The organism is Halorubrum sp. B53 (genome assembly GCF_059752395.1).
In genome coordinates, this window is sequence record NZ_MWTH01000009.1 from 121,505 (window position 1) to 143,788 (window position 22,284).

At 69.8% G+C, this 22,284-nt stretch carries 19 protein-coding genes; 9 read left to right on the forward strand and 10 right to left on the reverse strand.

The genetic code is table 11. The annotated features are described in order from the left end of the window. Window positions 1–10: 10 nt before the first annotated feature. The 4 genes from purF to B4V06_RS08190 form a co-directional block, all read right to left on the reverse strand. Window positions 11–1,510 carry an amidophosphoribosyltransferase gene (purF, locus tag B4V06_RS08175; RefSeq protein ID WP_123112268.1) on the reverse strand — a complete coding sequence of 500 codons (1,500 nt, stop codon included), beginning with the start codon at window positions 1,508–1,510 and terminating at the stop codon, window positions 11–13. Window positions 1,511–1,680: 170 nt separating this feature from the next. Next, window positions 1,681–2,064, reverse strand: coding sequence for a DUF5820 family protein (locus tag B4V06_RS08180; RefSeq protein WP_123112269.1), 384 nt, complete (start codon window positions 2,062–2,064; stop codon window positions 1,681–1,683). Window positions 2,065–2,145: 81 nt separating this feature from the next. Then, window positions 2,146–4,377: a ribosome rescue protein RqcH gene (rqcH, locus tag B4V06_RS08185; protein WP_498169015.1), complete on the reverse strand. Its 2,232-nt coding sequence runs from the start codon at window positions 4,375–4,377 to the stop codon at window positions 2,146–2,148. 75 nt (window positions 4,378–4,452) lie between these two features. After that, a complete protein-coding gene (locus B4V06_RS08190) occupies window positions 4,453–6,198 on the reverse strand; it encodes a tRNA uridine(34) 5-carboxymethylaminomethyl modification radical SAM/GNAT enzyme Elp3 (RefSeq protein ID WP_498169018.1) in 1,746 nt (581 codons plus the stop codon). An 87-nt stretch (window positions 6,199–6,285) separates the two neighbouring features. Between B4V06_RS08190 and B4V06_RS08195 the strand changes: the two genes are divergently transcribed. Continuing rightward, on the forward strand, window positions 6,286–7,803 hold the full coding sequence (locus B4V06_RS08195; protein ID WP_498169021.1) for a DUF790 family protein: 1,518 nt from the start codon (window positions 6,286–6,288) through the stop codon (window positions 7,801–7,803). 622 nt (window positions 7,804–8,425) lie between these two features. On the opposite strand, the gene B4V06_RS08200 is transcribed toward B4V06_RS08195, so the two are convergent. Further along, complete coding sequence (locus tag B4V06_RS08200; protein ID WP_498169023.1) at window positions 8,426–8,971, reverse strand: DUF7122 family protein; 546 nt, start codon at window positions 8,969–8,971, stop codon at window positions 8,426–8,428. Next, window positions 8,968–9,915, reverse strand: a complete 948-nt coding sequence (locus B4V06_RS08205) for an RsmB/NOP family class I SAM-dependent RNA methyltransferase (protein ID WP_123112275.1) — start codon at window positions 9,913–9,915, stop codon at window positions 8,968–8,970. The genes B4V06_RS08200 and B4V06_RS08205 overlap by 4 nt, the downstream gene beginning before the upstream one ends. A gap of 116 nt (window positions 9,916–10,031) precedes the next feature. Between B4V06_RS08205 and B4V06_RS08210 the strand changes: the two genes are divergently transcribed. Beyond that, entirely contained in the window at window positions 10,032–10,772 is a 741-nt protein-coding gene (locus tag B4V06_RS08210) for a proteasome assembly chaperone family protein (RefSeq protein ID WP_123112276.1), read from the forward strand. A 22-nt stretch (window positions 10,773–10,794) separates the two neighbouring features. Here B4V06_RS08210 and B4V06_RS08215 read toward each other — a convergent pair whose 3' ends face one another. Then, a complete protein-coding gene (locus tag B4V06_RS08215; protein ID WP_123112277.1) occupies window positions 10,795–12,177 on the reverse strand; it encodes an isochorismate synthase in 1,383 nt (460 codons plus the stop codon). A gap of 67 nt (window positions 12,178–12,244) precedes the next feature. Continuing rightward, a complete protein-coding gene (locus tag B4V06_RS08220) occupies window positions 12,245–12,883 on the reverse strand; it encodes a molybdopterin-dependent oxidoreductase (RefSeq protein WP_498169028.1) in 639 nt (212 codons plus the stop codon). A gap of 315 nt (window positions 12,884–13,198) precedes the next feature. Here B4V06_RS08220 and B4V06_RS08225 point away from each other — a divergent pair, with 315 nt between their 5' ends. The 3 genes from B4V06_RS08225 to B4V06_RS08235 all read left to right on the forward strand — a co-directional run bounded on the left by B4V06_RS08225 (window position 13,199) and on the right by B4V06_RS08235 (window position 15,882). Next, the gene (locus B4V06_RS08225; RefSeq protein WP_123112279.1) at window positions 13,199–13,417 is read left to right on the forward strand and encodes a DUF7120 family protein; all 219 of its coding nucleotides are present in this window, start codon (window positions 13,199–13,201) and stop codon (window positions 13,415–13,417) included. 117 nt (window positions 13,418–13,534) lie between these two features. After that, window positions 13,535–13,813 carry a UPF0058 family protein gene (locus B4V06_RS08230; protein WP_123112280.1) on the forward strand — a complete coding sequence of 93 codons (279 nt, stop codon included), beginning with the start codon at window positions 13,535–13,537 and terminating at the stop codon, window positions 13,811–13,813. Between the two features lie 164 nt (window positions 13,814–13,977). After that, window positions 13,978–15,882, forward strand: a complete 1,905-nt coding sequence (locus B4V06_RS08235; RefSeq protein ID WP_498169031.1) for a rhomboid family protein — start codon at window positions 13,978–13,980, stop codon at window positions 15,880–15,882. Between the two features lie 440 nt (window positions 15,883–16,322). On the opposite strand, the gene B4V06_RS08240 is transcribed toward B4V06_RS08235, so the two are convergent. Together B4V06_RS08240 and B4V06_RS08245 are read right to left on the reverse strand one after the other, a co-directional pair. Further along, window positions 16,323–16,946 (reverse strand): METTL5 family protein, encoded by a 624-nt coding sequence (locus tag B4V06_RS08240; RefSeq protein ID WP_123112282.1) that lies wholly within the window; start codon window positions 16,944–16,946, stop codon window positions 16,323–16,325. Between the two features lie 3 nt (window positions 16,947–16,949). Beyond that, window positions 16,950–17,351, reverse strand: coding sequence for a DUF7961 family protein (locus B4V06_RS08245; protein WP_176329418.1), 402 nt, complete (start codon window positions 17,349–17,351; stop codon window positions 16,950–16,952). A 289-nt stretch (window positions 17,352–17,640) separates the two neighbouring features. Here B4V06_RS08245 and B4V06_RS08250 point away from each other — a divergent pair, with 289 nt between their 5' ends. The 4 genes from B4V06_RS08250 (at window position 17,641) to B4V06_RS08265 (ending at window position 22,263) form a co-directional block, all read left to right on the forward strand. After that, window positions 17,641–18,597: a transcription initiation factor IIB gene (locus tag B4V06_RS08250; RefSeq protein ID WP_123112283.1), complete on the forward strand. Its 957-nt coding sequence runs from the start codon at window positions 17,641–17,643 to the stop codon at window positions 18,595–18,597. Between the two features lie 80 nt (window positions 18,598–18,677). Further along, on the forward strand, window positions 18,678–19,112 hold the full coding sequence (locus B4V06_RS08255) for a universal stress protein (protein ID WP_123112284.1): 435 nt from the start codon (window positions 18,678–18,680) through the stop codon (window positions 19,110–19,112). A 27-nt stretch (window positions 19,113–19,139) separates the two neighbouring features. After that, window positions 19,140–21,053: an o-succinylbenzoate--CoA ligase gene (gene menE, locus B4V06_RS08260; RefSeq protein ID WP_123114816.1), complete on the forward strand. Its 1,914-nt coding sequence runs from the start codon at window positions 19,140–19,142 to the stop codon at window positions 21,051–21,053. A gap of 61 nt (window positions 21,054–21,114) precedes the next feature. Beyond that, window positions 21,115–22,263 (forward strand): acyl-CoA dehydrogenase family protein, encoded by a 1,149-nt coding sequence (locus B4V06_RS08265; protein ID WP_123112285.1) that lies wholly within the window; start codon window positions 21,115–21,117, stop codon window positions 22,261–22,263. Window positions 22,264–22,284: the final 21 nt, after the last annotated feature.

Sequence of the window (22,284 nt, forward strand, 5' to 3'; positions counted from 1 at the left end):
GGCGTCCGGATCAGTCGTCCGCCGGCGCGGGATCCGGCGTGACGGCGTCGAGGTCGCGGTCGCTCTCCTCACCCTCGACGTCGAACGGGTACTCACCGGTGACGCAACCGAGACAGAGGTCCGCGCGGCTCTCGCCGAGCGCCTCGGCGACGGCGTCGATCGAGAGATACGATAGGGAGTCGGCGCCGACCTCCTCCCGGATCTCATCGGTGGAGGCGTCGGCGGCGATCAGCTCCTCGCGGGTCGCCATGTCGATCCCGAAGTAGCAGGGCGCGATGATCGCCGGCGCGCCGATGCGGAGGTGGACCTCCTCGGCGCCGGCCTCGCGGACGAGCTCGACCAGCTGCGTCGAGGTCGTCCCCCGGACGATGGAGTCGTCGATGATGGTGACGGACTTCCCCTCCACGGTCGACCGGATCGGATTGAGCTTCAGCCGGACCGCGCGCTCGCGCTCGTCCTGCGTCGGCATGATGAACGTCCGGCCGACGTACCGGTTCTTCATCAGCCCCTCGGCGAACTCGATACCGGCGTCGCCGTCCGGGCGCGGCTCCCCGCCGGCGGTCGTCTCGCCGGCCGCGTCGGCGTAGCCGGAGGCGAACGCTCGGCCCGAGTCCGGGACCGGCATCACCACGTCCGACTCGACGCCCGACTCCTCCCAGAGCTTCCGGCCGAGCTTGCGCCGGACCTCGTACACGAGGTTGTCGTCGATGACGGAGTCGGGGCGCGCGAAGTAGACGTGCTCGAAGAAGCAGTGGGCGGTCGACTCGCGCTCGACGAGCTGGTACGTGTCGTACCCCTGCCCGTCGGGGTCGAGGACGACGAGCTCGCCCGGTCGCACGTCCCGGATGAGCTCGCCGTCGAGCGTGTCGATGGCGGCGGACTCGCTCGCGAGGACGTAGCCGCCGTCGATCTTCCCGAGGCACAGCGGGCGGTTCCCGAGCGGGTCGCGCACGCCGAGGACGGTGTCGTCGTGGGTGATCGCCAGCGAGTAGGAGCCGTGGATGCGGTTCATCGTGTGTTTGACGGCGCGCACGAGGTCCTCCTCGAGGAGGTTGCGCGCGAGGTCGTGGGCGATCACCTCGGTGTCGCCGTCCGAGGTGAACGCGTGGCCCGCGGCGGCCAGCTCCTCGCGCACCTCGTCGGCGTTGACGAGGTTGCCGTTGTGCGAGAGCCCGAGCGATCCGGACTTAAACGAGACGGAGAACGGCTGCGCGCAGCTCTTGTCGAGGCTCCCGGCGGTCGGGTACCGGACGTGACCGATGCCGGTCCCGCCCGACAGCGACTCGAGGTCGCCCTTCTCGAACGCGTCGCCGACGAGCCCCCGCTCGACGTGGCTGTGCTGTTGGAACCCGTCGTGCGTGACGATCCCCGCGGACTCCTGCCCGCGGTGTTGGAGCGCGTACAGCGCGTAGTACAGCGGCCGCGCGGCCTCGCGGTCAGCGAGCGAGATGCCGACGACGCCGCACTTCTCTCGCGGCTCGTCAGCGGTGTGGTCCCCACCGGCGTTCATGTACTCGACGGTGGGGCGTGAGGCGATAAAAATCCTCGTGTTCGTGATGCGATCGGTATTCACGCCGGAAAATATATCCATGAACACGGATCGATCGCGGCGGGTCGGCCGGTCGCGGCGTCGCGTTCAGTCTCGGTCGATGTCGCGACTACTCCCGGTCCGTGTCGCGTTCAGTCCCGGTCGATGCAGTCGTCCAGCCGCTCGAAGTAGTCCTCGCGCGGCACCTGGTAGGCGGCGCGGTAGTCGACGTCGCCCGCGACGAACCGCTCCGCGACGTCGACGGCCGCGGCCGCGCCGGCGTCGCGGTCGTCGAGGGTCTCCGAGACCGCCTCGACCTCGGGCTCTAAGAAGAGGACGACGTGCCACTCGTCGGTCGCGTACTGGCCGGATCCCGGGCGGGCCTTGCGCGCGCCGTTCGTGAGGTAGATGGTCGGCAGGCACTCGGCCGGGAGGTCGTCGCCGTCGAACACGTCGGGACGGTAGACGAGGATGGCCCGGCCGCTCGGCTCCTCGTTCCACACCCGCCAGCCGTCCGGCAGCGCCTCGAAGCTCATGGACGGAGTGAGGCGCGGAGGCTTGAAAGGGTCGCGCTCCGGGGCGGGCGCGGCGACGGTCCGGCTTGCCCCGTCGACAGCTCAGTCGGCGATGTCGGATCCGCCCGCCGGAATGAACTCCTGGAGCTGGTCCGCGCTCGCCACCTTCCGGACGAACGACTGGTCCGCGAACCGCTCTTTCAGCGTCCGGTAGGCCATCATCGCCGCGTCGTTCTGCGCGTACATCCCCGGCTCGAAGGTGACGCTCGTCGCCGCGCGGTCGACGATCGCCGACGGCGGGCCGCCGATCGCCTGCGTCACCGGCTCGCACTGGACGCCGACGGCGATCCGGCAGGGGACGTCTTCGAAGTAGGTGCGGTCGCCGCGGATCACGAAGCTCCCCTTCTCGATGTACTCGCCGCTCTCGGGGGTCTTCGAGACCTGATCGGGCTCGACCATGTACGCGTCGCCCGCGCCGCGGCCGTCCTTCCAGTCCGAGGAGTACGAGACCGCGAACTGCGCGGCCTCCCGCAGCGTCTCCTCGGCGAAGTCGACCGGGTCCGCCGACTCGGAGGGGCCCGCGGCTTTTAAAAGCGTCACCGGCCCCCCGTGCGCCTGCGTGTGGAAGAACCGGTCGTGTTTCCCCATGTACTTCTTGACGAGCTCCTCGTTCTGGTCGGCGTTGCGTCCGCCGATGACGAGGTACCCCGAGGAGGTGTGGAACCACCGGAACCGGTGGTACCAGTCGTCGGGGCTCCGGATCGGGATCGACGAGCGCGAGAGCCAGTCGGTCTCGTACGCCTCGTCGTCTCCGTCGTCCCCATCGCCGGCACCGTCGCCTCCGCCGCTCCCGTCGTCGGCGGCCTGCTCGGCCTCCCACTCCTCTTTCCGCTCCTTGACCGCCTCCAGCTCCCGGCGGGTCGACTCGATCGCCTCCATCGCGCCCTCCTTCTTCCCCTCGATGCGCTTCGCCTCTTGGTAGAGCCGGTCGGCGTTGACCTCGACGCCGGCGCTCGCGTCGAGCTCGACGCGGACCGTGTCGCCGTCATCGTCGTCCCCGTCGCCCTCACTGCTCTCGGCGTCGAGTTCGACCGTCACGGTCCCCTCGCCGCCGTCGACGTCGACCACGGCCTCCGCGGCCGGGATGCCGCGCTCGGCGCCGGCGTCGAGGGTCTCGGCGATCTCCTCCCAGGGGACTTCCGCCTCGCGAGCGTCTTGAACCGTCGAGAGCACCTCGTCGACGAGGTCGTAGTTGGCGTACAGCAGCTCAGCGCGTTCGCGCTCGGCTTCCGCCTGCTCCTCGAACCCCTCGATCGCTCCCTTCTGCTGTTCGATGATCCGCTCCTGTTTGGCGATTTCCTCCTCGAAGTCCGGCCGAGATGCGCTGGCGTCCGCCGGGGCCTCGCCCGCGTCGGTTGCCTCGCTTTCGAGGCGATAGAAGTAGTCGTCGACGGCGGCGTTAAACGAGTCGAAGCCGACGCTCGGGAGCCCCTCGTGCTCGGAGAGCGGGAAGGGCGTGACGTCGACGACGCGGGGGTCGCGGTCGGCGTCGTCGCCGTCCCCCTCATCACCCTCGCCATCGAGCGGCTCCTCGTAGACGCGCGGGTCGATGTCGCCGGAGCGGAGCCGCTCGCCGATCCGCTCGAGCGCCTCGTGGAGCGCGCTGAGCTGGTCGTCGGTCGCCTCGTTGATGGGCGTCTCCTTCTCGACGCCGGCGCGCGTGCACACCTCCTCGGCGTAGAGCCCGCCGAGGTTGAGCTGCGTGGCGAGGGTCCGCACCACGTCGCTGTCGGACTCGCGCATGTGCCGTTTAAACCCGCCGAGGCTCACGTCGAGAGGGTTGAGCCGCGAGGCGGGGTACTCGTACTGCGAGCCGGGCGCGACCGTCCGGGACTTGAGCCGGACCGTCGACAGCGACCCGACGACCTCGCCGGTCTCGTCGAGGGCGGCGACGTTGCCCTGCCCGAACAGCTCGGCGACGAGCGTCGTGTTCTGGTCCTCGCGCTCGAACTCGAAGGTGAGGATCCGGTCGAACTCGTACTGCTCGACGCCCGCGAAGTCGGCCCCGGACATCCGATTTCGGAGCATCTTCGCGAAGTTCGGCGGCCGGCCCGGGGCGTCGGCGACGTGCTCCGCGTCGGCGACGTGGGCCCGCTTCACGTCGCCCACCTCGATCATGAGCTCGACGCGGCCGCGGTCGAAGTCGCGGAGCTTCAGCCGGAGCAGGTCGTCGTCGTAGAGGTACGCCTTGTCGACCTTCGCGCCCTCGTACCGATTGAGCTCGGTGACGAGGGCCGCGAGGTCGATGCTCGACAGCTCCCGCTTCTGGTCCATACCGTCTCAACAGGCGGCCCGGAAAAAGGGATGTCGTTGTGGGTACGCTGGAGCGAGTGGTCGCGCTCGGACCGCCTACAACCGCTTCGACACGTACGGCCCGTCCTGGTGGTAGCCGAGCTTGTTCCGGTAGTACTCCCGGGCGCCGATGCCGGAGATGACGGCCATCTTGCGGTAGCCGGCGTCGCGGGCGAGCTCCTCCGCGCGCTCGAGGAGCTTCGTGCCGTACCCCTGATGCTGCCAGTCGCCGTCGCCGCCGATGGCGACCTCGCTGCCGTACACGTGCAGTTCGCGGATCAGCGCCGCGTCCTCGAGCTCGCGGCGGATCGCGTCGTCCTCGGTGCCGGGCGCGCCGGGCTGCTCCGGGGCGAACGAGGGGAACCGCAGGCGACAGAACCCGACGAGGAGGTCGCGGACGGGGTCCTCGAACGAGATGAAGTGCTCCGTCCCGCCGCCGGCCTCGTAGGTGGTGTCGTCGAGCTCTACGTCGTCGGGGTCCGGGTCGGCGTCGTTGTGGCCTACCTCACGGGCGCGGATGTCGCGCTGGACGATCCCCTTCTCCTCGGCCCGTTGATCGGCGAGCTGTCGGAGGTTCGACTTCCAGACGCCGCCCTCGATGAAGTCGGCGGGGATGTCGCGCTGGACGCGCTGGAGCCGCGTATACTTCGGGATGTGGTCCATCGCCTCGGCGACGACGTCGGCCGCCTCCTCGTTCGAGAGCGGCTCGAACTCCTCGCGGCGCCACCGGTCGTAGACGCGGGTCCCTTCGACGACGAGCGTCGGATAGATCTTCAGGTAGTCCGGGCGCCAGTCGGGATTCTCGAAGATCTGCCGGAAGTCCTCGACGCACATCTCCCGGGTCATCCCCGGCTGCCCCGGCATCATGTGGAACCCCACCTTGAACGCCGCGTCGCGCAGGCGGCGGTTGGCGCTGCGGGAGGCCTCGTTGCCGTGCCCGCGGTGCATCTCGCGGTTGATCCGCTCGTAGGTGGTCTGAACGCCGACCTCGACCTTCGTGCCGCCGAGATCGAGCATGCGGTCGATCTGCTCGGGGTCGCACCAGTCGGGCTTCGTCTCGAACGTCGTCCCGATGTTGCGGATCGCGTTCGTCTCGTTCTCCGCGATCACGTCTTCGAGGTACTCGAACTCGGTCTCCTCGGGGGCGGGCGCGAACGACTCCTCCTCGGCGGGCTCCGGTTCCTTGTCCAGATCGTAGTCGTTCATCGCCTGCAGCGCGCGCTTGACGAACCACTCCTGGTAGTCGTGCGAGCGCGCGGTCATCGTCCCGCCCATCAGGATGAGCTCCACCTTGTCGACCGGGTGACCGATCTTCCGGAGCTGTTCGAGCCGGAGCGTGACCTGCCCGTACGGGTCGTAGTCGTTCTGCTCGCCGCGGGCCGCGGCGGGCTCGTGACCCGTGTACGACTGCGCCGAGGAGAACTCCGAGGCCGGGCCGCCGGGGCAGTAGAGGCACTTCCCGTGCGGGCAGAGCTTCGGCGAGGTCATGATCGCGACCGGCGAGACGCCGGACGCGGTCCGGACCGGCTTCCGACGGACGACCTCGATCACGTCGTCGCGGGCCTCCGGCGGCGCGTGGTCCAAAATCTCGGTGTTCTTCGGCACCTTCGGCGAGGAGAACTTCGAACACGCGTCGAGCTTGGCCGACTCGAGGTCGTCGCGGTCGATCTCGCCCGCGAGGATCCGGTCGACGAGGTGCTCGCAGGTACGGACGAACGCCTCGGGCTCGTCGCCGCCGGCCTCGTTCCCGGCGTCTCCCCCCTCGCCCTCGGCGTTCGCGTCACTCGCCGCGTCGGTACTCATTACGCTCCGATCGACGGGTTTCGGAGTTAAGCGTGTCGCACCGCGGGAACCGGCCGGTTTTAGGTCGGCGCTCGCGTAGCAGCGGCCGTGTTACGGAAGGACCTCCTGCGCGTCTCCCGGGCGGGCGGCGGCTACCGCCCGCTGTTCGCGGGCCGCGAACACCGCCCGCTCGCGGCGCGGGTGCTCGGGACGTTCGAGTCCCACGTCGGCGAGCGCCGCGGCGACCTCGATGACGCGCTGGCGGCGCTGGAGGCCGACGCCGCCGAGTCCGGCGGCGACTTCAAGCTCGTCCGCGGGCTCGCGGCGCTCGTCGAGCGCGAGTGCGAGTTCGAGACGCGGGCCCCGGTCCCGCCGCGTCGCGTCCGGCGGGCCGCGTTCGAGGCCGCGGAGGCGGTGGGCGTCGCGAGCGAGACGGACCGCGAGACCGCGGTCGAGCGCGCCGCCGACGCCCTCGGGATCGACCCGGCCGACGTGGAGGCGTCGCTCTACGCCGACCGTGACGTCAACGAGGTCCTCGTCGACGCCGACGTGCGGTGGGACCCGGACGCGCTGTTGGAACAGTACGACCTCTCCTTAGCGCAGACCGCCCTGTTCGACGCGACAGAGGTCCGGATCCGGTCGAACGACCCGAAGCGGCTCGTCTCGGCGGTCAAGCGCCTCCGACTGATGTACGAGCTGGAGAAGACCCCCGGGGGGCGCGAGCTGGTCGTCACCGGCCCCGACACGCTCTTCTCGCGCACCCGGCGCTACGGGACCGCGTTCGCCAGACTGCTCCGCACCGTCGCGGAGTCGGCCGAGTGGGAGCTGACGGCGACGATCGACGACCGCGGCCGCGAGCGCACGATGCGCCTCTCCGACGGCGACGTGACGGTCCCAGGCGTCGAACCGGTCGCGGAGCCCGACTTCGATAGCGGGGTCGAGGCCGACTTCGCCGGGCGGTTCCGCGGGCTCGACCTCGACTGGACCTTGGTTCGAGAGCCGGAACCCCTCGAAACCGGGACGCGGGTGATGATCCCCGACTTCGCGTTCGACTACGACCACGCCGACTTCCGGCTGTTCTTCGAGGTGATGGGCTTCTGGACCCCGGAGTACGTCGCAAAGAAGCTCGGCCAGCTCGCGGACGTGGAGGACGTCGACCTGCTGGTCGCGGTCGACGAGAGCCTCGGCGTCGGCGAGGAGATCGCCGCCCGCGACCACCGCGTGGTCACCTACTCGGGGACCGTCCGCGTGAAGGCGATCGTCGACGTGCTCCGCGAGTACGAGGCCGAGTTCGTCGCGGACGCGGCCGCGGGCCTTCCCGAGTCGCTCTCGCCGGACGCGGACGCCGTCTCGTTGGAGGACCTCGCCAACGAGCGCGGCGTGAGCGTCGAGGCGATCGAAGACAAGGCGTTTCCCGACCACGAGCTGGTCGGTCGGACGCTCGTGCGGCCCGCGGTGTTGGAGGCGGCGAGCGAGGAACTGGAGGTCGGCATGGCCCTATCGGCCGCCGAGTCGGTCCTCGACGACTACGGGATCGACGACGCGAGCGCCGCGCTCTCGCGGCTCGGGTTCCGCGTCGAGTGGGAGGGGCTCGGCGGCGGGACGGTGCGCGAAAAAGAGGAGTAGGCGCGACCGGGGTAGTTAGTGCGGGCCGCCCGAAGCGGTGCAGTACTTAACTTCGAATGAGCCGGCGACGACTATTTATAAATGAACGAGGCGGTTGGCGCGTGCCTGCGAGCGGGCCTCCGGCCCGCGAGTAGCACGCGCGAGGTCGCCGGCGCACAGCGCCGGCTGCCAGAGGGACCGAAGGTCCCTCGCTGGAGTCGGCCGGCCTCCGCTTCGCTTCGGCCGGCCGACGAGGCTGGGGAGGTGTGAGGCTGCGGTCGCGGTTCGGGTGGGACTCAAAGGGGCAGCCGTGAGGGCGACGCCTGACGACGCAAGCACCGCAGACCGCGAACGGAGTGAGCGGTCGAGGAGCGTGGTTCGAGAGAGCGAAGCTCTCTCGTCATCACGAAAGGCGCTCCGCGCCTTTCGAACGACAGCGAGTCACGCGAGCCCTCACGGCTGGGGCTTTGGAGGCCTTCACTGCGGAGTCGCCGTATCGCCGACCGATTAGGGCTTTGGCGGAATCTGCGGTCGATCTGCTATCGTTCATTTATAAGCGAGGGGCTGGGGCTTCGGAGACGTTCACCACCGATCCAGCATCAACCACTTATAAACGGGCGGACGGTTCGCCGACGCGCTCCCGCTACTCCACGACCGGCAGGTCCGCCCGGCTCCCCTTCGGCACCACGGAGCGCAGCTCGTCGTAGAGGTACAGCCCGACGCCGATCGGCTCCTGCTCGCCGGCTATCTCGTGAGTCGCGATCAGGTAGCCCCAGTCGCCCTCCCACTCGGGGAGCTCCTGGTCCTCGCCGGCCATGAACGTCACAGCCCGCTCGGGATCGAGCTCGATCACGTTCTTCGAGGCGTGGCGGCCGAACCGGGTCGCCGCCCGGCTCGTCGGCTTCCAGTGCTCCTGTCGCGTCCGGAGGAGGGTCATGCCGATCGCCTCCACCTCGCTGGGGTCGGTCGCCTCGCCGTTGAAGACCCAGACCTTCCCCGCGCCCTTCTCCCAGAAGCTGTATCCATCGAGGACGCTCCGGTCGATCCCGAACCGCTCCGCGAACCAGTCGAGCACCTCCCGCCGGCTCGCTCGCCCGTCGACCGCTCGGTCGTCTGGAGTCTCCGGAAGGCGGTCGAACCGCTGGCCGTCGTTGGTGGGAGCGTCGTCGGACGCCGCGCCGTCGCTCATGCGGCCACCTCGCCGTCGCTCGCGCTCTCGTCACCATCGCCGCCCACGCGCAGTTTCGCGCAAAAGAACCCGCCCGTGTCGTTGTGATGCGGGTAGACGCGATGCGCGCGCGTCACCGACTCGTCGTACGTCTCGTCTTCCCACTCCGTGACCCCCGAAACCGTGTCGAGCGGGAGGTCGAACTCGACGACTTCGCAGTCCTCGTTCGCGATGACGTGGTCGAGCACCGCCTCGTTCTCCTCCGGCGCAAACGTGCAGGTGGAGTAGACGACGGTGCCGCCGGGCCGGGTCGCCTGCACGGCGCGGGCCAAGATCCCCTTTTGGATCCCGGCGACTGCGTGGACGTGGTCGAGGGTCCACTGGTCGACGACGTCTGGGTTCTTCCGGCAGGTGCCCTCACAGGAGCAGGGGGCGTCGACGAGGGCCCGGTCGAACTCGTCGAACGCGAGCGGCTTCGTCGAGAAGTTGCGCGCGTCCTGGTTCGTGACGATCGCGTTCGTGATCCCGAGCCGCTCGGCGTTGTGCCGGAGCGCGGAGAGCCGCCCGAGGTTGTTGTCGTTGGCGACGACGGTGCCCTCGTCGGCCATCGCGTCGGCGATCTGCGTCGTCTTGCTGCCGGGGGCCGCGCAGGCGTCCCAGACGCGCTCTCCCGGCTGCGGGTCCAAGGCGACCCCCGGGAGCACCGACACCTCCTCCTGCCCGTGGGTCCAGCCGTGGACGTACGGCCAGTTGCCGCCGGGGTTCCCGTCGGGCAGTCGAAAGAGGCCGTCGTGCCAGTCGACGGGCTCGTAAACCACACCTTCCTCGTCGAAGGCCTCGCGGACGCGGGCGGGCGAGGCCGCCATCTCGTTGACGCGGACGACCGACGGCAGCGGCCGGTCGCAGGCCGCGCGGAACGCCGCCGCGTCGTCGACGAGCGGCTCGTACCGCGCTAACGGATTCATGGCCTCCCTTTCGCGCCGGCCCGTTAGTCGGTTTCGGGACGGGAGCGGTTCGTGTCACCCCGCGCGTAGGCGTTCTCGCACCCACCTTTAGGTCGCTGCGCGGAGTACGCGAGCGCATGGCACGCATCTCAGTCCTCGACGACGAGATATCGCTGGACGAGCCGACGCTGGTGGAGGGGTTTCCCGGCGTCGGCCTCGTCGGCAAGATCGCGACGGATCACATGATCGAGGTCCACGAGATGGACCACTACGCGAACGTCCACTGCGACGGGCTCCCGCGGGTGGCGGTCTACCGCGAGGACAACCGATCGCTGACGACCCCCGTGCGGCTCTACGCCGACTCGGAGCGGGACCTCGTCGCGCTCCGCAGCGACGTGCCGGTGAACCCGAGTGCCGCGACCGAGGTCGCCGGCTGCCTGGAGAGCTGGTTCTCGGAGACGGCGACGTTCCCGATATTCCTCTCCGGGCTCGGCAAGGAGAAGGGAGAGGCGCCGCCGGCGATCTACGGCATCGCGACCGGCGACGGCGGCGACGCGCTCGACCGCGCCGAGGTGACGGAGCCGCCCGAGGCCGGACTCGTCTCGGGGCCGACGGGCGCGATGCTCGCGGAGGCGCTGGAGCGCGACCGCGACGCCGTCGGGCTCGTCGTCGAGTCGGACCCGCAGTTCCCCGACCCCGAGGCCGCGCGGATTCTCATCAAGGACGGGATCGACCCGATCGCGGGAACGGAGACGTCGACCGACGGCCTCGTCGATCAGGCGACCGAGATCCGGGAGGCGAAGCGGGCGTTCGCCGAGCGGATGCAGCAGGCCACGGAGGAGAGCTCGCAGGCCGAGCCGCTGAAGATGTTCCAGTGAGCGCCGTGCGGGTCGTTTGATTTCAGTCGTCGGCCGCGCCGGGCGGGCCGTCGCCCGTCGCGCTCGCCCCGTTCCCGGCCTCCAGCTCGTCGAGGATCGGGCGGTACTTGAGCTGGATCTCGTCCCACTCGCGGTCGGGGTCGGAGTCGGCGACGAGCCCGACGCCGGCGAAGAGGGTGGCCCGCCGCGGCGTGGCGACCGCAGAGCGGATCGCGACCGCGAAGGCGCCGTTGCCGGCGGCGTCGATCCACCCGACCGGGGCGGCGTACCAGCCGCGGTCGAACGGCTCCGTCTCGTGGATCGTCTGTAAGGCGCGGTCCGGCGGGAGCCCGCCGACGGCGGGGGTCGGGTGGAGCGCCTCGACGAGTTCGAGCACGTGGCGGTCGTCGCTGAGCTCGGCCGTGATCGGCGTGTGGAGGTGCTGTACCGTCGCGAGCCGGCGGACTCTGCGCTCGCCGGCGGCGATGGAGGCGGCGAACGGCTCCAGCTGCTCGCGGACGGTGTCGGCGACGAGCTCGTGCTCGTGGACGTTCTTCGCGTCGTCGAGCAGCTCCTGTGCGAGCCACTCGTCTTCCGCCGGCGTCTCCCCCCGACCGGTGGTCCCGGCGAGCGCGTCGGTCTCGACGGTTCGTCCCCGCAGCGAGACGAGCCGCTCCGGGGTCGCGCCGAAGAAGGCGCTCCCGCCACCGTCCGGCTCGAAGTAGTACCGGTGACAGTCGGGGTACTTGCCGGCGAGCCGGTCCAGCGTCGCCGCCCGCGGGAACTCGGCCGCGAGGTCGGCCTCAAGCGCCTGCGCCAAGACGACTTTCTGCAGGTCGCCGCCGCGGATCCGGTCGACCGCGGCCTCGACGCTCTCGCGCCACGCCGCCCGGCTCGTGGTCCGGCGGGACTCGGCGATGCCGGGTCGCGGCGGCTCGCTCCCGTTGCCGTCGACCGCGGCGAGGCGCTCGGTCTCGGCCGCGAGCCGGTCCTCGACCGCCCCGACCGCGGCGTCCGGGCCTGCGGCGTTCACCGTGAGCCAGGTCCCGTTGTCCGCGAACGTGAGCTGGACGCGCGGGAGCACGAACCGCGCCTCCGGAAAGGGCCCCCACGGGTCGCCGTCGCACGCCCCCTCGTGGAAGGCGAACCCGCCGAAGACCCGGGGGCGAGCGGCCTCGGTCCCGGCGTGGACGTCGCCGGAGTCGAACAGGTCGGCGGCGGCGCTGCGGATCTCCGCAAACCGCTCCGGGCCGCTCGCGGCCAGCGTCGCGGCCGCTCCGCTCCCGAGCACGAGGGCGTCGTCCGGCGCGCTCCACGTCGTCCGCGGCGCCGAGAGGGCGTCGAACGCGGCCGCGAGCGAGGGCGCGTCGAATTCGACCGTGCGGCTGACGAGAGCCGGTGCCGACGTCGAACGCGCCCGTTCCATTACACGTGAGTGGGTGCCGCGGGCCCTTTATCCTGACTATCCCGGGGGTCGGCGCGGGCGGCGGCCGTCAGCTGTACCGCTCCTCGTTCCACGGGTCGGCGGTGTCGCTGTAGCCGCGCTTCTCCCAGTAGCCGAGCTCCTTCTCCGTGAGGAACTCGACCCCCGAGACCCATTTGGCTCCTTTATAAGCATATTTGTGCGGCGTGACGACTTGGATCGGCCCGCCGTGATCGGCCGGGAGGTCGTCGCCGTCGTAGCCGTACGCGAACAGGACGCCGTCGCGAGTGCACTCGTCGAGCGAGAGGTTCGTGGTGTACCCGTCGAGCGCGTGGAAGAGGACGTGTTCGACGTCGTCGCCGACCCCGGCGCGGTCGACGAGCTCGGTGAACTCGACGCCGGTGAACTCGCAGTCGAACTTGCTCCAGCCCGTGACGCAGTGGAAGTCCTGTCGCTGCGTGACGGACGGGAGGTCGCGGAACTCAGACAGCGAGTACGTCAGGGGGTCGTCGACGGCGCCCCAGGCCTCGAACGCGAACGTCTCGGGCTCTACCGAGGGCGTGCCGCTCTTCGAGAGCACCGGGAAGCGGTCGGTCTCGCGCTGGCCGGGGGGGAGGCGGTCGTCGCCGTACTCGCGGTAGAGCCCCGTGAGGTCCTCGACGTCGCCGCCGGTCTCGGCCGCGACGTCCGAGTCGCCGGATCCGGTCATGTGACGGTGAACGGTTCGCGCCCACGTATGCGTGTCGCTCTCCGGACCGGGCGGCGCGGTCGGGATTCCGGACCGGGCGGCGCAGATCAGACGGCGCGGACGACGGCTCCCCGCGGGCGACGCCTCCCGGCGGACAAGAGTGGGAGAACGGAGCCGCGAGGAGGACCTGTCGTCTATCGGCTAGATGTTTTAGCTGACGGAGTTATAGTTTGTTGAGATCAAATAGATTTTTCGTAAATACCGGTGTGAGATTTCCCATATCGGTATCTTCGACGCCACATTTATATACCCATTACTATTACTCCCGGGCAGGAAATGCCACGAGTAGAGATAACCGTGCCGGAGCATCTGGAGATGCAGATCGCTCAGATGGTCGAGCAGGGGGAGTTCCTCAACCGCGAGGAGGCGGTCGAGGAGCTCCTGTCGACGGGGATAAAGGCGTTCAAGACGAGCGGGCCGCGAGACGACGACGAGGACTCCGGCGGATTCGAGGACGAGGGCATGATGGGCCACGAAGACGAGTACGTGTTCTGAACGGCCGGTCGTCCGCACTCCGCGTCCCGACGGCTTTTTCGTTCGCGACGACGCCCCGCGAGCCGTGCGTATGCCCCTCAACAACGCTTAAAGGGTCTACGGCCCGTATCCCGGGGTATGCACAAAGACGAGCTCCTCGAACTCCACGAACAGATGGTGACGATCATGGAGCACTTCCGCGCGCACGAGACGGTCGACGCCTCGCTGTTCGACCCGTACGACGAGCTGGAAGTCGACCCCTCGCACGTCCACAAGTCGAAGAGCGAGCACAAACACGCCGTGTTCGTGCTCGGCAACGCGCTCGCGAACGCGATGAGCGAGGACGAGTTCTCCCCCGCCGGCCGGGTCGGCAAGCGGATGGAGGAGCTCGCGGACGACGCCGAGAGCAAGATCTAAGGAGCGCCCCCCGACCGCCCCCGGACCGTTCTCGGACCGTTCTCGGACCGTTCTCGGACCGTTCTCGGACCGTTCTCGGACCGTTCTCGGACCGTTCTCGGACCGTTCTCGATCGACGCCCCCGACCCGCGGATTGATATGCGGTCGACCGCTCTCTTCCCCACATGGTCGCGGAGGCGCTGACGTCCGACGCCGCGCACCTCGCGGTCGGCGGCGCGCTCGTCGCCGCATCGCTGGCGGTCGTTTATAAAACGGACCGGCCGAGCGGCGCCTGGACCCGGGCGCTCCGCTCGCGCCTCCTCCTCGGCGTGCCGTGGGGGACGCTCGTCGCCGTCGCCGGCGTCATCGGGGTGTACCTGTTCGTCCAGAGCGGGCTGGAGAACCCCGGCCGGCCCGTCGTGATCCCGTTTCGCTCGTGGTCGTACCTCTACCCGGAGGGGCTCTTCTGGTCGAGCTTCGCGCACGCGAATCGGGGTCACATCACGGGGAACCTCCTCTCGACGCTCGTCGCCGGCGGGATCGCCGAGTACGCGTTCGGCCACTTCCCGGGCGGCCGAGAGGTCGACGGCGAGACGGGGACGCTCCGCTCCGCGCTGCCGTCGCGCGCGTCGATTGGGCGGATCCGGTCCGAGGGGCTCTCCGCCGTCGGGTTCGACCGGGGCCTCCCGACGGCCGCGTCGCTCTCGGCGGTCGCCTCGGGATCGGGCGCTCGCTCGCTCGCCGAAAATCCGTACGTCCGCGCCCTCGCGATCGTGCCGGGAGCGATGGCGCTGTTCGGCGTCCTCGCCTCGCTGTTCGTCTTGGGCCCGGTGATCGGCTTCTCGGGGGTCGTCTTCGCGCTGTGGGGGTTCGCGCTCGTCTGCTATCCGATCGGCACGATCGCCGCGCTCACGGGCGCGACGCTGGTGAACGTCACGTACGAGACCCTCCGCAACCCGGTCGTCACCGGCGAAGCGAGCGGTTCCTACGGGCCGCCGGGGTGGGCGAACGTCGCGATCCAGGGCCACGCGCTCGGGCTCATCGCCGGGGCCATCGTCGCGGTGTGGCTCGTCCGACGGCGGAGACGCGAGACCGAAGCCGACCCCTACGTCGATCGCGACACCGGTCCAGGCGCCGTGTCGCGGGCGATCGTCTCGGACGGCGGCCGGGGAACGACCGCGCTCGTCGCGTTCGGCGCGGTCCTCCTGTTTGGCGCGTCCCGTCGGCTCTGGGCGGTGTACTGGTACCTCGGGAACGAGCGGTACGAGCTGTACCGGGCGATCGGGGTCGGGTTGCTCGCGGTCCTCGCCGCGGTCGTCGCCCTCGCGGTCGCGGGGCGGGACGAGCCGCTCCGCCCCGATCTGGCCGTGCCCGAGCCCGAGACGATTCGAGGGGCCGTCCGGTCTCTCACCCCGGCCGCGGTCGGCCTCCTGCTGCTCGCGTCGGCGCTGGCGGTCGTCGCCGGCCCCGGCGTGGTCCCGAACCTCGTCGCCGTCGACGACGGCGACCTGCCGGGCGACCCGATCGAGGTCGAGGGGTATCAGGTGACGTACGCGGAGAACGTCGAGAACCAGCTGGTGAGCGTCGTCGACGTCGAGGCGTTCGGCCGGTCGACGAGCGTCAACACCTCGGGGGTGATCGTGAAGAACGCGGACCGGGAGATCTGGACCACCGCGGTCTCGCGCGGGAACCTCGCCTTCTGGGGCTACCGCGCCGTCGACGTGGGCGGGGCCGGGTGGCGCGAGACGGTCTGGGTCCAACGAGTCGGCTGGGTGGCCGCGAACGGCGGCCCGACGTACCGGATCGACGCCCTCCGGAACGAGACCAGATCCACGCTGTTCACGAGCGAGCCGGCGCGGGCGGAGCCGCGGATCGACGGGCGCAACGTCACGGTCGCGGCGGTCGAGGGCGGTTTCGAGCTGCGCGTCGCGCACGGCGGCGAGACCGAGCGGGCGGCGCTGCCGGTCGAAAACGAGACGGTGACGCTCCGGGGGGTCGCGTTCGTTCGCGAGGAGGACGCCGTGTTCGCGGAGCGGGGGGAGACGCGGGTGCGGATCGCGACCCGGGAGCGGTACGAGGGGCGGCAATAAAGTAGATCGGTTGCTGATTTATGTGTCGTTGACGATTCCGCAGGCACTGTTTATAAACGAATAGCCGCTCGGCTGTAGATCGTTACTGTCTGTGACGTAAAATTGACCTCCAAAGCCCCAGCCGCTCATTTATAAGCGGATGAGACTGGATCGGCGGTTAACCACTTCAAAGCCCCAGCGGCGAGGACTCGCGCGGCTTGCTGCGCGCTTCGGTCGCTCGCTACGCTCGCTCCCTGTAGTGCTTACTGCGCCGTGCGTCGTCCTCGCCGCTGCCCCTTTGAGTCCCGCCCCGCACAGCACCGCAACTGCACCTCACACCTCCCCAGCCTCGTCGCTGGCGCCGTGGGCGCCAGCGACTCCCTCGCGCGGTGCTCCTCGTGGCCTACCGGCCACTCAGAGGCACGCGTCACTGCCGTTCTATTTATAAATGGCCCTCACCGCTAAGCCCACTCGATCCGGTACACCTCGGCGTCGACGTCGCGCGACTCGTCGGCGTGGTGGTCGAACTGCGCGTCGATCGCGAAGTCGGCCGCGAAGGCGTGGGTTACCTCGCCGCCGTTGTCGGCCGCGAACGCCTCCACGAACGCCTCGCTGCCCGCGTTGTGGACCGAGTAGGAGACGGCCGCGACGCGGCTCGCCGTCGCCAGGAACCCGCGGTCGGCGTTCCGGTTCCCGTCCTGCGCGCCGAACGGGGGATTCATCACGACCGTCACCGGATCAGGCACGGCCAGCGGGAGCCGCGTCGCGTCGGCCTGGATCCAGTGGACGGGGGCGCTCGCGGCCACTCGACGCTGGTTCGCGGTCGCGGTGGTCAACGCGGCGCGGTCGATCTCCACGCCGAACACGCGGGCGGGGCCGCGGAGGGCGGCGGCGAGCGCGAGCATCCCGGTCCCGGTGCCGAGGTCGAGGACGGTGCGGCCGTCGACGTCGCCGTGGAGGTCCGCGAGGTGGACGACGTGCGCGGCCAAGTCCGGCGGCGTCGGGTACTGTTCGAGCGCGAGGCGCGGCTCCTCGAACCCCGAGACGACGCCGAGCTTCGTCGCGAGCGAGCGCTTCGACGCCATCCGTCAGGCCGCGGTCGCGTCGCCGTCGACCCGGACGAGTTCGACCCCCTCGCGGCGGGCGCGTTCGGCCAGCGCCGACAGCGCCGGCTCCGCCGCGTTCGGATCCGAGATCCCGTCGAGACGGACCTCTATCCGACCGGCGCCGAGGAACGAGGCGGCGCGGACGAACTCGCGGAGCCGGTCGGCCTCGCGCTGTGTCGCGAGCGTGTCCTCGCAGTCGAAGCAGGCCTCGACCGACAGCGTCGCCGGCTGGTACCCGCGGGCCGAGAGCTCGGCCTTGAGGTCGCGGAGGTGCTCGGGGGCGGTGCTGTCGAGGTCGGCGGCGTCGATGACGATGGGATCGATCTCCGCCGGTCGACAGCCGCGGAGCGTCCCCTCGATCGCGTCGGACTGCGTCGTGCTCATGGCAGCTAATATGTTATAGTTATACAAAAGTCTTTGTGAATGTTTGGTGGTAATTTTATCGGTGAGACCGAGGCGCGAATATGACCCGCCACAGCGGTCACGTTTCGTGTTCGACGCCCGGCGGTTCCGTCGGCAGCGAGCCCGCAAACGACGGCGGGGAACTCGGGTGAACAGGCGAACGAACGCTCGAAACCCTATTTCAGCCCAGTTACGGGAACACTCCGAGCGGCGAGGCCGACGACGGATCCGGGACAAAGGTTTAAATGCAGGAGTAACCAGAAACCTTATAATGGAACGTCCGAGCCGCCAGCGGCAACAGGAGCGGGACACCGAGCGAGAGTCGGACGAAACGGAGACGGTCTCCTGTCCGGAGTGCGAGTCGGAGGACATCGTCACCGACGCGGACCAAGAGCTCGTGTGCGAGGACTGCGGGCTGGTGTTGGACGAGCGGAACATCGACCGGGGGCCGGAGTGGCGCGCGTTCAACCACTCCGAGCGGCAGTCGAAGTCGCGCGTCGGCGCTCCGATCACGGAGACGATGCACGACAAGGGGCTGACGACGACGATCGACTGGAAGGACAAGGACGCGTACGGGCGGTCGCTCTCCTCCGAGAAGCGGTCGCAGATGCACCGGCTGCGGAAGTGGCAAGAGCGGATTCGGACGAAGGACGCGGGCGAGCGCAACCTCCAGTTCGCGCTCTCGGAGATCGACCGCATGGCGAGCGCGCTCGGCGTCCCCCGGTCGGTACGCGAGGTCGCCTCGGTCATCTACCGACGGGCCTTGAACGAGGACCTCATCCGCGGCCGCTCGATCGAGGGCGTCTCCACCGCCGCGCTCTACGCCGCCTGCCGGCAGGAGGGGATCCCCCGCTCCCTCGACGAGGTCGCCGACGTCTCGCGGGTCCCGCAAAAGGAGATCGGCCGGACGTACCGCTACATCTCCCAGGAGCTCGGCTTAGAGCTCAAGCCCGTCGACCCCAAACAGTTCGTCCCGCGCTTCGCCTCCTCGCTGGAGCTGAGCGAGGAGGTCCAGTCGAAGGCGACCGAGATCATCGACGTCTCCGCCGAGCAGGGGCTCCTCTCCGGGAAGTCTCCGACCGGCTTCGCCGCCGCCGCGATCTACGCGGCCTCCCTGCTCTGTAACGAGAAGAAGACCCAGCGCGAGGTCGCCGACGTCGCGCAGGTCACCGAGGTCACCATCCGCAACCGGTACCAAGAGCAGATCGAAGCGATGGGGTTCCGCTAGCGGCGCGGTCGCGCGGTCCGCTCGCGGACCGTCCGTGGTGATCGGGTTTTTAATCGATACCGAGCGTAGCGGGTCGTGAGATGTACTCGCAGATCCTCGTACCGACGGACGGTAGTCCCGCGTCTGACGCCGCGATCGAAAACGCGATCGACCTCGCCGAGCAGTACGACGCCACGCTCCACGCGCTGTACGTCGTCGACGGCGCGGCCTACTCGACGCTCGAGGCGGGGTCCCAGGTCGTCGTCGACGCTCTCGAGTCCGAGGGGGAAGAGGCCACCCGGCGGGTCGCGGAGGCCGCCGAGCGCGCGGACGTGGACTGCGAGACGGTCGTCGCGACGGGGACCGCGTACAGCACGATCCGCGACTACGTCGACGAACACGCGATCGACATGGTCGTGATGGGAACGCACGGTCGGAAGGGGCTCGACCGGTACCTCCTCGGCAGCGTCACCGAGCGGGTCGTCCGGACCTCGGACGTGCCGGTCCTCACCGTCCGCCATCCGACCGATGAGTGAGCCGCCGTCCCGGCGGTGGTGATCCCCGTGCGCGACTGGCTCTCACACCGGGTCGCCGCCTCCCCCGACGACGCGGCGCTCGTGCGGGCCGAAGACGGCGAGTCGTGGACGTACACGGACCTCGACCGGCTCGTCTCGGAGACGGCCGGACGGCTCGCCGCTCACGGGATCGAGTCGGGCGACAGGCTCGGCGTGATCACCCCGCCGTACGTGGGGACCGTCGGACTGGTCCACGCGGCGATGCGGATCGGGGCGACGTTCGTCCCGCTCGGGCAGGACCTCACGCCTAGAGAGCTCTCCGCGCGGATCGAGCGAGCGGACCTCTCGGCGGTCGTCTGCGCGGAGCCCACCGAAGACGACGCGCTGGCGGCCGTCGACGGGATCGAGGGCACGCCGCTGTTCTCCGTCGACGACCCGACCGACGCGACCGTCACGGGCGTCCACGAGGTGGAACCGTCGCCGGTCGACCCCCCCGAGTGGGACCGCTCCGATCACCTCTGTATCCTCTTCACGTCGGGAACGACCGGGACTCCCAAGCCGGTCCCGCTCACCGCGGGCAACGTGTACAGCTCCGCCGTCGCCTCCGCGTTCCGCCTCGGAGTCGATCCCGGCGACCGCTGGCTCGTCTCCCTCTCACTCCACCACATGGGCGGGCTCGCCCCGGTGTACCGGTCCGCCCTGTACGGGACGACGCTCGTGCTCCGCGAGGGGTTCGACGCCGGCGGCACCGCGGACGACATCGACACGTACGACGTCACCGGCGTCTCGCTCGTGCCGACGATGCTCAAGCAGATGCTCGACAGGCGCGGCACCCTCTCGGACACGCTCCGCGTGGTCCTGCTCGGGGGCGCGCCGGCGCCGGACGAGCTGTTAGAGCGCTGCCGCGACTACTCGATCCCGGTGCATCCGACGTACGGGATGACCGAGTCCGCCTCGCAGATCGCGACCGCGACGCCGCGGCAGACGCGGGGCCGGCTCGGCACCGTCGGCCGTCCACTGTTCGGCACTGAGGTCACGATCGTCGACGAGGACGGAGCGCCGGTCGCCGACGGCGAGACGGGCGAGATCGTCGTCGACGGGCCGACGGTGACGCCGGGATATCTGGAGCGCCCGTCGGGTGACGACGACGGGGCGTCAGCCGAACTGGACCGCTCTGACTTCGACCGGCACGGACTCCACACCGGAGACGTGGGTCGGTTCGACGAGGACGGCTACCTCTACGTGCTCAACCGGCTCGACGACCGGATCATCACCGGCGGCGAGAACGTCGAGCCCGGCGAGGTGAGCGACGTGCTCCGGGGGTTCTCCGCGGTCGAGGACGTCGTCGTCGTCGGCCTCGACGACGAGATGTGGGGCGAGCGGGTCGCGGCGCTGCTCGCGGTCGGGGACCGGACCGGAGAGGCGGTCGACGAGGCGGCCCTCGAGGCGTTCGTCAGGGACCGGCTCACCGGCTTCAAGATCCCAAAGACGATCACCTTCGTCGACGAACTCCCCCGGACCGTCTCGGGCACCGTCGACCGGGAGGCCGTGCGGGAGGTGCTACGGGAGCGCGGCCGTGACCTGAACAGCGAACCGGAGCCGGAACTGGAAAGGGCCGGCTTCGAGCCCGCGGACCCGACCGATCCCCCGGACAGCGACGACACCGACGGTCCCGACCGCGACCACGTCGAGATCGACGACGCCGAGGCGGTCGCGAACGGGGAGGAACGGGCGGACCACGAGGGGGGCGGCGACGGCACGGACGAGGGGGAAGACAGCGACGAGGCGAACACGGAAGCAGACGACGAGGACGACGCCGGCGCGGACCGTGCGGGGAACGACGGCGACACAGGTCCTGCGGAGGCCGTCGCTGACGCAGACCCTGCGGGGGACGACTCAGAGGAGGTCGACGACGGAACCGTCACGGAAAACGACGACGAGACGGCGCGAAGCGACGGATAAACTCACCCGACATTTTTCGTTGTTCCACGAACGTTTTGGTCGCGGAGCCCGCGAATCGGATATGGACCTACTCGACGACAGCGTCGTGCCGAAACGCGCGCGCGACGTGAAGGCCGAGGCCCGCGAGTTCGCCGACGAGCACATCGCGCCGAACGCGGCGGAGTACTACGACTCGGGCGACTACCCCTGGGAGATTCTGGAAGCGGGGATGGACGCGGGGCTCGTCGCGCAGGACATCGGCGAGGAGTACGGGGGGAAGGGGTTCGACCTCGCGCAGGTGCTTGCGATCGCGGAGGAGTTCTACCGCGCCGACGCCGGCATCGCGCTCACCCTCCAGCTCGCGAGCTTCGGCGCCGAGATGGTCGAGCAGTACGGCACCGACGAGCAGAAGGAGGAGTACCTCCGTCCAGTCGCGGAGAACGACCAGATATCGGGGCTCGCCGTCTCTGAGCCCGAGACCGGCTCCGACCTCGCGGGGATGACCACGAAGGCCGAGACGGTCGAGGGCGGGTACGAACTCACCGGGGAGAAGTACTGGGTCGGCAACGCGGTCGAGGCCGACTGGCTCACCGTCTACGCCAAGACCGGCGAGAGCGACGACCGCTACTCGAACTACACCCTGTTCATCGTCGAGACTGACTCGGAGGGATACGAGGCGGAACACATCCCGGAGAAGATGGGGATGCGCGCCTCCAAGCAGGGCCACATCGTCTTCGAGGACTGCTTCGTTCCCGAGGAGAACGTCGTCGGCAGCGAGGGCGGCGGCTTCTACGTGCTCGCGGACTTCTTCAACCACGGCCGGGTGATCGTCGGCGGCCACGGGCTCGGGCTCGCGGCCGCCGCCATCGAGGAGGCCGAGGAGTTCGTCCACGGCCGCAACGCCTTCGGCCGCACCGTCAACGAGTTCCAGGCGGTCCAGCACACCCTCTCCGACATGCGGATCGGCTTCGAGTCGGCGCGCGCGCTCAACTGGCGGGCCTGCGAGAAGGTCGCGAACAACGAGGACGCGGGCTACTGGGCCGCGCTGGCGAAGACCAAGTCCACCGAGGTCGCCACCGACTGCGCCGAGAAGGGCATGAAGCTCCACGGCGGCCGGTCGATCCTCACCGACCGGCGGATCGCCCGCGTCTACCGCGACGTGCGCATCCCGGTGATCTACGAGGGCGCGAACGACATCCAGCGGAACCTGATCTACCGGCAGTCGCGATAGGCCGCCCGACCGAGTCGGCTT

What these genes read in the sequence shown, in the direction of transcription:
- B4V06_RS08215 (WP_123112277.1), bottom strand. Translation starts at nt 12,177, where the DNA reads ATGGAACGGGCGCGTTCGACGTCGGCACCGGCTCTCGTCAGCCGCACG.
- B4V06_RS08220 (WP_498169028.1), bottom strand. Translation starts at nt 12,883, where the DNA reads ATGACCGGATCCGGCGACTCGGACGTCGCGGCCGAGACCGGCGGCGAC.
- rqcH (WP_498169015.1), bottom strand. Translation starts at nt 4,377, where the DNA reads ATGGACCAGAAGCGGGAGCTGTCGAGCATCGACCTCGCGGCCCTCGTC.
- B4V06_RS08245 (WP_176329418.1), bottom strand. Translation starts at nt 17,351, where the DNA reads ATGAGCACGACGCAGTCCGACGCGATCGAGGGGACGCTCCGCGGCTGT.
- B4V06_RS08250 (WP_123112283.1), top strand. Translation starts at nt 17,641, where the DNA reads ATGGAACGTCCGAGCCGCCAGCGGCAACAGGAGCGGGACACCGAGCGA.
- purF (WP_123112268.1), bottom strand. Translation starts at nt 1,510, where the DNA reads ATGAACGCCGGTGGGGACCACACCGCTGACGAGCCGCGAGAGAAGTGC.
- B4V06_RS08180 (WP_123112269.1), bottom strand. Translation starts at nt 2,064, where the DNA reads ATGAGCTTCGAGGCGCTGCCGGACGGCTGGCGGGTGTGGAACGAGGAG.
- B4V06_RS08230 (WP_123112280.1), top strand. Translation starts at nt 13,535, where the DNA reads ATGCACAAAGACGAGCTCCTCGAACTCCACGAACAGATGGTGACGATC.
- B4V06_RS08255 (WP_123112284.1), top strand. Translation starts at nt 18,678, where the DNA reads ATGTACTCGCAGATCCTCGTACCGACGGACGGTAGTCCCGCGTCTGAC.
- B4V06_RS08190 (WP_498169018.1), bottom strand. Translation starts at nt 6,198, where the DNA reads ATGAGTACCGACGCGGCGAGTGACGCGAACGCCGAGGGCGAGGGGGGA.
- B4V06_RS08235 (WP_498169031.1), top strand. Translation starts at nt 13,978, where the DNA reads ATGGTCGCGGAGGCGCTGACGTCCGACGCCGCGCACCTCGCGGTCGGC.
- B4V06_RS08210 (WP_123112276.1), top strand. Translation starts at nt 10,032, where the DNA reads ATGGCACGCATCTCAGTCCTCGACGACGAGATATCGCTGGACGAGCCG.
- B4V06_RS08200 (WP_498169023.1), bottom strand. Translation starts at nt 8,971, where the DNA reads ATGAGCGACGGCGCGGCGTCCGACGACGCTCCCACCAACGACGGCCAG.
- B4V06_RS08240 (WP_123112282.1), bottom strand. Translation starts at nt 16,946, where the DNA reads ATGGCGTCGAAGCGCTCGCTCGCGACGAAGCTCGGCGTCGTCTCGGGG.
- B4V06_RS08205 (WP_123112275.1), bottom strand. Translation starts at nt 9,915, where the DNA reads ATGAATCCGTTAGCGCGGTACGAGCCGCTCGTCGACGACGCGGCGGCG.
- B4V06_RS08265 (WP_123112285.1), top strand. Translation starts at nt 21,115, where the DNA reads ATGGACCTACTCGACGACAGCGTCGTGCCGAAACGCGCGCGCGACGTG.
- B4V06_RS08225 (WP_123112279.1), top strand. Translation starts at nt 13,199, where the DNA reads ATGCCACGAGTAGAGATAACCGTGCCGGAGCATCTGGAGATGCAGATC.